General features: G+C 45.1%; 11 protein-coding genes. 4 read left to right on the top strand and 7 right to left on the bottom strand.

Going from position 1 to position 10,142, the window contains the following annotated elements:
• Positions 1-52: 52 nt before the first annotated feature.
• The 3 genes from VOR_RS0103010 to VOR_RS0103000 all read right to left on the bottom strand — a co-directional run bounded on the left by VOR_RS0103010 (position 53) and on the right by VOR_RS0103000 (position 2,072).
• Positions 53-736, bottom strand: a complete 684-nt coding sequence (locus VOR_RS0103010) for a ChrR family anti-sigma-E factor (protein ID WP_010318255.1) — start codon at positions 734-736, stop codon at positions 53-55.
• Positions 733-1,335 carry an RNA polymerase sigma factor gene (locus VOR_RS0103005; protein ID WP_010318254.1) on the bottom strand — a complete coding sequence of 201 codons (603 nt, stop codon included), beginning with the start codon at positions 1,333-1,335 and terminating at the stop codon, positions 733-735. The genes VOR_RS0103010 and VOR_RS0103005 overlap by 4 nt, the downstream gene beginning before the upstream one ends.
• Before the next feature lie 161 nt (positions 1,336-1,496).
• On the bottom strand, positions 1,497-2,072 hold the full coding sequence (locus VOR_RS0103000; protein ID WP_029626841.1) for an LON peptidase substrate-binding domain-containing protein: 576 nt from the start codon (positions 2,070-2,072) through the stop codon (positions 1,497-1,499).
• A 329-nt stretch (positions 2,073-2,401) separates the two neighbouring features.
• Here VOR_RS0103000 and VOR_RS0102995 point away from each other — a divergent pair, with 329 nt between their 5' ends.
• The 3 genes from VOR_RS0102995 to csdA all read left to right on the top strand — a co-directional run bounded on the left by VOR_RS0102995 (position 2,402) and on the right by csdA (position 5,397).
• Positions 2,402-3,193, top strand: coding sequence for an outer membrane protein OmpK (locus VOR_RS0102995; protein ID WP_010318252.1), 792 nt, complete (start codon positions 2,402-2,404; stop codon positions 3,191-3,193).
• A 103-nt stretch (positions 3,194-3,296) separates the two neighbouring features.
• Positions 3,297-4,193, top strand: coding sequence for a 2-dehydropantoate 2-reductase (gene panE / locus VOR_RS0102990; RefSeq protein ID WP_010318251.1), 897 nt, complete (start codon positions 3,297-3,299; stop codon positions 4,191-4,193).
• Positions 4,186-5,397: a cysteine desulfurase CsdA gene (csdA, locus tag VOR_RS0102985; RefSeq protein WP_010318250.1), complete on the top strand. Its 1,212-nt coding sequence runs from the start codon at positions 4,186-4,188 to the stop codon at positions 5,395-5,397. Before panE ends, csdA begins: the two co-directional genes overlap by 8 nt.
• A gap of 32 nt (positions 5,398-5,429) precedes the next feature.
• On the opposite strand, the gene csdE is transcribed toward csdA, so the two are convergent.
• The 4 genes from csdE to VOR_RS0102965 all read right to left on the bottom strand — a co-directional run bounded on the left by csdE (position 5,430) and on the right by VOR_RS0102965 (position 8,407).
• A complete protein-coding gene (gene csdE, locus VOR_RS0102980) occupies positions 5,430-5,861 on the bottom strand; it encodes a cysteine desulfurase sulfur acceptor subunit CsdE (RefSeq protein ID WP_010318249.1) in 432 nt (143 codons plus the stop codon).
• A 5-nt stretch (positions 5,862-5,866) separates the two neighbouring features.
• Positions 5,867-6,676 (bottom strand): tRNA cyclic N6-threonylcarbamoyladenosine(37) synthase TcdA, encoded by an 810-nt coding sequence (gene tcdA / locus VOR_RS0102975; protein WP_010318248.1) that lies wholly within the window; start codon positions 6,674-6,676, stop codon positions 5,867-5,869.
• A 90-nt stretch (positions 6,677-6,766) separates the two neighbouring features.
• On the bottom strand, positions 6,767-7,870 hold the full coding sequence (gene mltA, locus VOR_RS0102970; protein WP_010318247.1) for a murein transglycosylase A: 1,104 nt from the start codon (positions 7,868-7,870) through the stop codon (positions 6,767-6,769).
• A 69-nt stretch (positions 7,871-7,939) separates the two neighbouring features.
• On the bottom strand, positions 7,940-8,407 hold the full coding sequence (locus VOR_RS0102965; RefSeq protein ID WP_010318246.1) for a DUF2850 domain-containing protein: 468 nt from the start codon (positions 8,405-8,407) through the stop codon (positions 7,940-7,942).
• A 151-nt stretch (positions 8,408-8,558) separates the two neighbouring features.
• Here VOR_RS0102965 and argA point away from each other — a divergent pair, with 151 nt between their 5' ends.
• The gene (gene argA / locus VOR_RS0102960; RefSeq protein ID WP_010318245.1) at positions 8,559-9,896 is read left to right on the top strand and encodes an amino-acid N-acetyltransferase; all 1,338 of its coding nucleotides are present in this window, start codon (positions 8,559-8,561) and stop codon (positions 9,894-9,896) included.
• Positions 9,897-10,142: the final 246 nt, after the last annotated feature.

Genomic DNA, 10,142 nt, shown 5'->3' with positions numbered 1-10,142 from the left:
AAAAAAAGGTCGTACAATACGACCTTTTTTCATTTGATGTGTCCGCTATAGACTATGGATAGAGGCCTTTACCAAATAAGTTAAACACTCTCGCAACACCTTGCGTAAACAGCATTGGCTCAGTTAACACCGTTAAGCATAAACAATCTTCATCCACTTTGGTAAAAGGGCTGTGTTTAATACTCGCATCTCTTTGAATGAAATCACCCACTTGATAATGTCCATCTTCATCACTGAAACCACCATGGAGTACCAAGGTCGACTCAACCCCTTTGTGTGTATGCTGAGGGATCTGCACGTTGTGATTGATGTACATCAGGTTCATGCGAGAGTCTTCAGCAATATCTAGGTGGGCACTAAAAACTTTACCACCATAGCTGCGCCACTCGCCTTTAAAGCGAATCAGTTGGCTCAGCGTACTAGGCAGCATCACAACGCGATCATTGACTTTAATTTCTATCGATTCAGGCTTACGCAAGGTCGATGGATGTAGGGTATCCAGCGCCGTGATCGTTTCAAACATCTGGTTTAAATGATCATCGTTAGAAACGGCCATTCTTTGTTGCGGCAACGATTGGCTCAACAACGCTTCGGCGGCACGAGTTTCTAAGTATTGAACCTGTTGACGACACTGAGTACAGAGTTCAAGGTGAGTGGCAATCATAATGCCATGCGCCGCATCAATTGAACCATTGGCATACTGCTGCAGTACTTCGTTGCTTGGATGGTGGCTCATAATTGCTCCGCTTGAATAGAATGTCTAAGTTTTTCAACAGCTAGTCGTAAACGCGATTTGACAGTACCGAGAGGAATATTGAACATCTCCGCAACCTGCTGCTGCGGCAGTTCTTCAAGATACACCGCCTTCACGATGGCTTGCTGAGCTTCAGGCAACAACGCCACAAACTTTAATATTTGCTCTTTTAACATGTCATGTTCAGGACAGTAATGTTCAACCAAATCAGGTGGGCAGTAGTCAGTTGGCCAAATATCATCAGCATAAACATGTAACTCTCGCCCGCGCTGCTTACGCAGAAGATCAAAACACAAATTGCGTGCAATCGTGTAAACCCATGTCGAAAGCGAACTTTTTCGGTTATCGAATAGATGCGATTTCTGCCACACCGTGGTCATGGTTTCTTGCACCATTTCTAACGCCACTTGCTCGCTGCCTACATGCTTAAACGCAAACTGCTGTAAACGAGGAGAGAAATAACGAAACACTAAAGCAAACGCCTGTTTATCACGTTGCTTGACACGTTCCATGCATTCAGCCCAGTCTTGCTTGGTGTAGCTTGGGCTTAGCGACACACTATGCTGAGAATCACTGATCATGCTGCGCTCTTCCTTTAGGGGTAACCTTGGTCATTGGCATAACGTAGCCATAAAACCTTATACGTGAGCAATGAATCCATCGATCACTCTTCAATATTCTTTTTAATGCAGAGTCGTTGCTGAGCGACTTCACATTATCAGTGTAATGCACGCTTTCAAAGTTAGTGTGAGACTTCGATAACCTGCAACAAAAAATCAACCGCACTGTGCGCGTCATCCTGTCTCATTAAATCATCAAATTGTTGAATCGAGATAGGGAGCAGCTCTAGCCATCGCTGCGCCACCCAACTGGCATCATCAAAAAAACAGTGTGAATAGAGCTCGCCAAGTTGAGGAAATTGTTGATAAACCGCTTGTAACTGGTGGCTTAAATACCATTCGTGAGGTTCTAAATCTCTTACTGGCCAACTGGGCAATGACGTGACCTGAGCAACTCGCAGCCCATCAAATTCGCTTACTACTGACTCTATTCTAAAGCGCTCCATCCCCATCACAGTTAATCCTAACATCCCATTGTCGAGCGCTTCAAAATCAACAATCTTAACCAACATCCCAAATTTAGATAACTGATTTGCTTTATTGCCTTTTTTGTTATCAATCAAACAAATGCCAAATGTAGAGTCAGACTGGCTGGATTGAGTGACCATCCGCTTGTACCTTGATTCAAAGATCCGTAGCTTCATTTTCCCTTCAGGTAAAACGATTGAAGCCAAAGGAAACAGCATCAATTTCTTCATCATTCATCACTCTTCATCATGCCCGTCAATAAATACGTTGAAGATTACAAAACGATCACTAACTAAAAATGTTGGTTTATCGATTTGCATAAAACAATACTAAAGCAAACGTTTAGGTGATTAAAATCACATTAAAGATGCAAACGAACGAAATATTAATCTAGTTCCGAGCAAATATTCATTAACGTGACCGTGGTCACTAAGTTTGTTAACTTTTGCATTCGCAATCACTTTTAATTGAGATTTTTATCGTTATTATTCGGGCCAATTGAACGCACATCAGAAATATACGTGTGCTGAATTATGACAAAACATAGAGAGTCCCCCTTATGCGTAAATCACTTTTAGCTCTAGGTGTTGTAGCTGCAGTATCTGCAGTTCCAGCTCAAGCAGAATACTTATTTAGTTTTGGTGGTATGTACATTGATTACCAAGCTTGGAACCACGGTATCGGCAACGACGATGATAACTTCGGTGGAAAGATTGAAGATCGCAATCAAGCAGTAATTGGTATTGAAGGTGGAGCTGCATTCGACTGGGGTCAAATTTACGGTTTCTATGACTACGAAGGTGTTGATCGTGCTGGTGATGATCGTGGTGCTTCAACGAAAGGAACGATTCACTACAACCTAACTGATTCTGGTGTTTCTCTCTATGCTCAAGTGTACAACACTGATAAAGATAACGATGGTCAAGGTAGTGCTTTCCACGAGCAAAACCGCGTGCTTGGTTTAGGTTACACAGGTCTTAAAGGTGATGGTTGGGCATTTACACCATTTATCGGTGTGCACCAAATAAACTCTGGAGATATCCGTGGTAACAATAGAGGTATGTTCGGCTACGTTGGTTACTACAACACTGATATAGCAGGTCAAAACTTTACTTTCGCTACTTGGAATGAACTAGAATTTGCTCGTAATGATGCCTATTCAAATGTTCAAAGTACACCTTTCGCTTCAGGCAACAATTCAGAAAGCTGGGGACTTAACGGTAGCTTGAATGCTATGTGGAACGTTACAAACAACTGGTCAACTGGTGTGCTATATCGCTACACAGTGAATAAGCTTGCGCGTCGTGACTACCAAGATCTTGTGATCTATCGCGTACAATACAACTTCTAATAGTTCGAAAAATAACATTAAATGGCGCTCTCGAGCGCCATTTTTATTGCTTTCCATTTCTACCTCATTATCCTTGGCGCAAAGTTAACAATGGAGAGGTGTTATGAATATCGTCGTGCTTGGGCCGGGCGCGGTTGGGTTGCTTTGGGCGACAAAGCTGCATGCTGCTGGACACCGCGTTTCATTATGGGGCAGACAAGCTCAATCTTCACTTTCCATTGCTTTAGATAAACAGGCATCTATTACCCTGCCCTGTAATGATTGCAGCGCGCTCTGCCATGCCGATCTCTTACTGATTACCGTTAAGGCTTGGCAAGTTGAGCAAGCGCTCACTCCACTGCTCAATACACTCAATCGTGACACCATTTTGCTGTTTATGCACAACGGCATGGGCGCGCTTGATTCGATGCAGGATCAACTGAATGACTTTCCTATTGTGCTTTCAACCACCACGCACGGTGCACTCAAGCCGTCAATGAACCAAGTGTTGCATACTGGCAAAGGCGTAACTCAATTAGGGGCTTACAACGCCCAAGGCAAACAGTGTCAGTTTCTAGTGGATGTACTTCAGCATGCATTGCCAGACGTAATGTGGAATAACACGATTGAAGAAGCACTATGGCATAAGCTTGCAATTAACTGCGCGATTAACCCGCTCACCGCGTTAGAGCAATGTCGCAATGGTGATTTAGCCGATGAACGCTTCCAACGGCCGCTGGAAAATATTATTGCAGAAGTCGCCGATGTCATGAGCGCAGAAGGCTTTGCGATCACTCAATCATCACTGCTTGCTAAGGTTAAGCAGGTGATTCAAGCCACAGCCGAGAATTATTCATCAATGCATCAAGATATTTTTTATCAACGCAAGACTGAGATAGACTTTATTACGGGCTATTTACTGAAGAAAGCAGAGCAACATCAGCTCGCAACACCGGAAAACCATAAACTTTATCTGGCAATCAAGCATCAGGAACAGAGTTGGGTAAGCAATCATGTTTAATATCCAAAACATCCGCCGTCAATTTCCGGCTTTAGCTCAAAATGAAGGCCAAGAAGCGCTCATCTATTTAGACAGCGCGGCCACCACGCAAAAACCGCAAGTGGTGATAGACGCCATTAGCCATTACTACAGCACGCAAAATGCCAATGTACATCGTGGTAGCCATCGCTTAACGGCCAAAGCGACCAGCGATTTTGAAGCGGCGCGTGACACTATGGCTCAATTTATTGGCGCATCATCTCGTAAAGAGATTCTTTGGACTCGCGGAGCGACCGAAGCGATCAACCTGATCGCGCAGACTTACGCACGTAATATCTTGCAAGTCGGTGATGAGATTCTGGTCAGTGAAATGGAACACCACGCCAACATAGTGCCTTGGCAAATCGTCGCGGCTCAAACCGGAGCAAACGTCGTCAAAATCCCCATCACGCCAGAGTGCCACTTTGATCTTGAGGCTTTTCAAGCACGACTATCGAGTAAAACCAAAATTGTCGCCTTAGCCCATACCACCAACGTGACGGGCACGCGCCAACCGATTGAAACCGTGATTAAACTGGCGCACCAAGTCGGCGCAGTGGTCGTGATTGATGGCGCGCAAGGAATTGTGCATGAAACCGTCAACGTGCACGAACTCGACGCCGACTTTTATCTCTTTTCTGGGCACAAGCTTTACGCTCCCGCTGGCATTGGCGTTCTGTACGGAAAATTAGCGCTGCTTGAAACAATGCCTCCATGGCATGGCGGTGGCAAGATGGTAGAAAAAGTCTCGTTTGAAGGCACAACATTTGCTGAACTGCCGGGGAAATTTGAAGCAGGCACACCGAATGTCGCAGGGGCAATAGCCCTTGCCAAAGCAATCGAATGGTTACAAAGCTGCGATAGAATCGCCATAGAAGCGCACTTACATAGGTTGCAAAAACTGACCTATCAAGCCCTGCAGCAACTCGATGATATTCGCGTCATCGGCTATCAACCGAATGCCAGTATTCTCAGTTTTGTGATGGATGGCGTTCATCATCAAGACATAGCCACCTTACTCGATCAACAAGGTATTGCCGTTCGATCTGGCCATCATTGCGCTCACCCATTAATGGATGCGCTCGGTTTAACTGGCACAGTGAGAATTTCGTTTGGTATTTACAATACCGAACAAGAGGTTGAACAGTTGATCGCCGCCATCAATAAAGCGGTTGATATGCTGTAATAATTCCCCCTTTCATCAAAAGGGGGAGATGCTCAGCTTGGATCGATATTTTTTATCTTATCGACAATGGCTTTAAGGCCATTACCACGTGAAGGACTTAAATGGGCAATCAAGCCTATTTTTTCAAAATAAGCATCCACATCAAACGCTTGAATTTGTACGTAGGTCTTGCCGTTGTACGCAGCAAGGACTAAAGCAATTAAACCACGCACAATCCGCGCATCCGAATCGGCACAGAAAGACCATATTCCTTGGTACTCCTGCCCCACTAACCATACTTGACTCTCGCAGCCTGCAACACTGACTTGCTGCGATTTCAAAGCATCAGGCATCGTGGGCAATAATTTCCCCCACAAGATCACTTGTCGGTAGCGATCTTCCCAACCAGTAAAATTTTGCATGGTCGCCATAATGTCATCAGCGCCAATCTCACGACCAAAGGGGGAGGCAGGAAAAGGAGTCATTGACGTTACACCTTATGTTTCTGAATTAACTTTTCAACAATGCGCGCTACGGCAACAAAACCAAAGGTTGCGGTAACAACCGTCGCAGCGCCAAATCCGCTGGCGCAATCCATCCGCTTTGGCCCTTCTGCGGTTGATTTCACCGCGCACACACTGCCATCGGCTTGCGGATATTTGAGCTGCTCTGTCGAGAACACGCAATCAATACCAAACTTACGCGCAGGGTTTACAGGGAAATTATGGCGATGACGAAGCGTATCTTTGAGTTTTTTTGCCAATGGGTCTTGAATCGTTTTGGTTAAATCCGCGACCTTGATTTGAGTTGGGTCAACTTGACCACCCGCACCACCAACGGTAATCACTTTAATTTTATTGCTACGGCAATAAGCCAGTAGTGAAGCTTTCGCTTTCAAACTGTCTATCGCATCGAGCACGTAATCGAACGTTTGACTCAAATAGCGGTGCTGGTTATCTGGCGTGATAAAGTCATCAATTAAGTGCACCACACACTCAGGGTTGATGAGATTGATCCGATCGGCCATCACTTCAATTTTACTTTGCCCAACCGTACCGCTCATCGCATGGATTTGACGGTTGATGTTGGTGACGCACACATCGTCCATATCAATCAGTGTTAACTCGCCAATACCGGTGCGCGCCAATGCTTCGACCGCCCATGACCCAACGCCACCGATACCAATCACACACACATGCGCAGCACGCAGTATTTCAACCTCACGATTTCCATAAAGGCGACGAGTGCCTCCGAAGCGTTGGTTGTAGCTATCTGAAGCAGGGGTATCGAGTTCACGCATAATTAAAAGTCCGATTGAAAGCGATAGAAAAATAAAGAGTGCGATTTATACGCACTCTTTATTTAAAAGTCTAGGTCGAAACCTGTGTCACTATTGTAGCTTTTCAGGCGGCAATGCCCAAGGCGCTTGTGTGGCTGAGTTTTCTAACCCCAGTTTCCAAACGCGACCAAAATGTTTGTAATGCCCTGCTTCCGTTCCGGCGCGCTCGCCCATGCCATGGTACAGATCGAGGTGGTTATCTTTTACCGCGCCGCCCGTATCTAGCACAATCAACATTCGCAACTGATGAGCGCCACTCCATGTACCATCGGCATTGAGCAGCGGCACTTCTGCTAAAATAGGTGTGCCCATTGGAAAGATGGAACGATCTCCGGCTACCGAGGCCATCGGCAGTAGTGGAATACCGGCAGAGCCAGTGACAGGGGCTGCCGCTTTGGGCGCAAAAAAGACATAGGAAGGATTTTGCTCTAGCAGCTCTCTTACCGTCGGTTCATCATTGGCTAGCACCCATTCTTTGATCGCTTTGAGTGACATTTTCTCTCGCGTCACTTCACCTCGCTCAATCAAGACTTTGCCAATACTGATGTAGGCTTTGTTATTCTTACCCGCGTAAGCGAAGTACTCAAGTGTATCGTCATCTTCAAAATGCACAAAGCCACTGCCTTGCACTTCCATAATGAAAGGATCAATCAGGTTCGCCGCATAACCCAACTCAAGCCCTTTTTCAGCTAACGCACCATCATAAATTTGCGCACGAGTTGGGCAATCTGCCGAACATTCAGGCAAACCAAATACGGGATATTTAAACGTTTCATCCGGCTGATGGCGAAGCTCCATCACCGGAGAAAAATAGCCAGTGAAAAGCACATTACCTTTTTTATCGCCACCACCAAGCTGCGCCGCTTGTATTCCAAAATTCGCCAAATCTTGTGGATCACCACTTTGCAAAATCCATTCGCTGATCTGTTGATACAAAGGTTGATAAATCGCTGCCATTGACGCCGAGCGAGTCACCACTTGTTCGCTCTGTTTGGAAAATTGCGTAAAGTCACGCGGCATATTGGACTGCAGCGTGTCTACTTTGTTGAGCGCTTTAGAGAAATCGCCATCCAAATATTGCTGAGCACGGTCGGTCGATTGCGCACAACCAAACAGCAGCAGTACTGCCGCAAGAGGAAAAATTTGCTTAATCACAGAAGTTATCCGTTATTTGAGTTGCTAAAAGCATGACAAACTCGCGCCTAAACCGCAATCAGCGAATTGTTAACGGAGGTTTTTTTGGTATTTCCCTGACAATCGGAAGGTTGGATTGTAGTGCGACGACGACATTTGTGTCATTTCAGTGTTGCTGTCGTCACGCATTTTGTAACGATAAAGCGTATCGCCAATTTGGTACTCCACAATACGCCCATCAAACTCAAATGAAGTGGTGAGCACACGACCACCACTGATCACGCCAGCTTTGCTCAATTCAATTCGTTTGGCTGAATAAGGGGCAACATACTGCTCAACCCAAACCCCATACACCTTATCCTTTGGCGAAAAATAGTTTTCCAACCGAGTAAACAGGTCACCGTATAGCGACGCTACGGAAATCAAGCCGATAATCACAAGCAGCATCAAACCTCGTTCAATGTACTTACGTCTTCGTAAGTTTATTGCCTGAGGCGTAACCGTGAGGTCTGCGTTTTTTGTCATTTTTGTGCGACTCAAATCGTTGGTTTTGGCCATATTTCGCCTTTATTAATCGGTAGTCTAACGAACCTTAAATTAGAGATAAAATCGGCGATTGAATAATTGCACCAAACTCAAAAAACCACTTGCCGACACATGAATAAAAAGTCATTATTTGAACATATTTAAACGCCAAGGTGCTCTCAGAGTGAAAATTCGCAGTACAGCTCTCGTTAAAGGATTCAGACAATCAGCTCCCTATGTTAACGCTCACCGTGGAAAAACCATGGTGATCATGCTCGGAGGTGAAGCGATTGCCGATAAAAATTTCGCTAATATCATTAGCGATCTCGCACTACTGCATAGCCTTGGTGTTAAAATTGTTTTGGTGCACGGTGCTCGGCCACAAATCAATCAAATTCTGGCAACACATCATTGCTCCACTCCTTATCACAAAGGCATTCGGGTCACTGATGAAGAAGCGCTCAGCTTAGTCATGCAAGCTGCGGGGCAGCTCCAACTGGCCATCACAGCACGCCTTTCAATGAGCTTAAATAACACACCAATGGCAGGAACTCAGCTCAATATCGTTAGTGGCAATTTTGTCATCTCTCAACCATTAGGTATAGATGATGGTGTCGATTATTGCCACAGTGGCCGTATTCGCCGTATTGATATTGAAGGCATCAACCGTATGCTTGACCAAGGTTCGATCGTGCTACTGGGGCCCATTGCGAGTTCCGTCACTGGCGAATGTTTTAATTTGCTCTCTGAAGAAGTAGCCACACAAGTCGCAATACGCCTAAAAGCAGATAAGCTGATCGGCTTTTGCTCAGAGCAAGGCATTATCGATGAGCAAGGCAACGCGATTGCTGAACTGTTTCCATCTGATGTTGAACGGATAATGCAGCGTATTGAAGCAGATACCGACCAAGTTCAGGATAATAGCTCAGGTACCTCACGCTTTCTGCGAGCCGCCGTTTCAGCGTGCCGCGCAGGTGTGCCACGTAGTCACTTAGTCAGTTACAAACAAGATGGTGCTTTAATTCAGGAGCTGTTTTCTTTTGACGGGATCGGCACTCAGATCGTCATGGCAAGTGCCGAACAAGTGCGTCAGGCACAGATCGATGATATCGGCGGGATTTTCGATTTAATTCGCCCGTTAGAAGAACAAGGAATACTAGTGAGGCGCTCACGTGAACAGTTAGAACAAGAGATCCACAAGTTCACGATTATTGATAAAGATGGCTTATTAATTGGTTGCGCCGCGCTTTACCCTTACCCAGAAGAGGGCATGGCAGAAATGGCGTGTGTTGCCATTCATCAGGATTATCGGGACGGAAACCGCGGTTTATTGTTGCTTAATCACATGAAGCAGCAAGCAAAATCGATGCGTTTAGATCGCCTCTTTGTTTTGACGACGCACAGTTTACATTGGTTTAGAGAACAAGGTTTTTATGAAGTCGGCGTAGAATCGTTACCGATAACCAAACAAAGTTTGTACAACTATCAGCGCCGTTCAAAAATTTTAGTTCTGACGCTCTAACGTCAGGATATTGTGTTTATCCGTTAAGTTATGGTAAATATTTTATCTTCGATCAAATGCAAACGTTTTCATTTGTCTGTACACAAAATAAGCACTTTATTTAACTTAATATTATGTGTAGAATCCGCCGACTCATTAATGATGTACATTTAATGAACAACACAGGAACTTGGCTTTATCTCACTTGATCAAACATCAACTGGGTAAGCTTGCACGGATTGCTTTTACTACGACACGTACTTAAGA

The organism is Vibrio ordalii ATCC 33509, from assembly GCA_000257205.1.
Lineage (GTDB): Bacteria > Pseudomonadota > Gammaproteobacteria > Enterobacterales > Vibrionaceae > Vibrio > Vibrio ordalii.
This window is presented reverse-complemented; position numbering and strand designations above follow the sequence as displayed.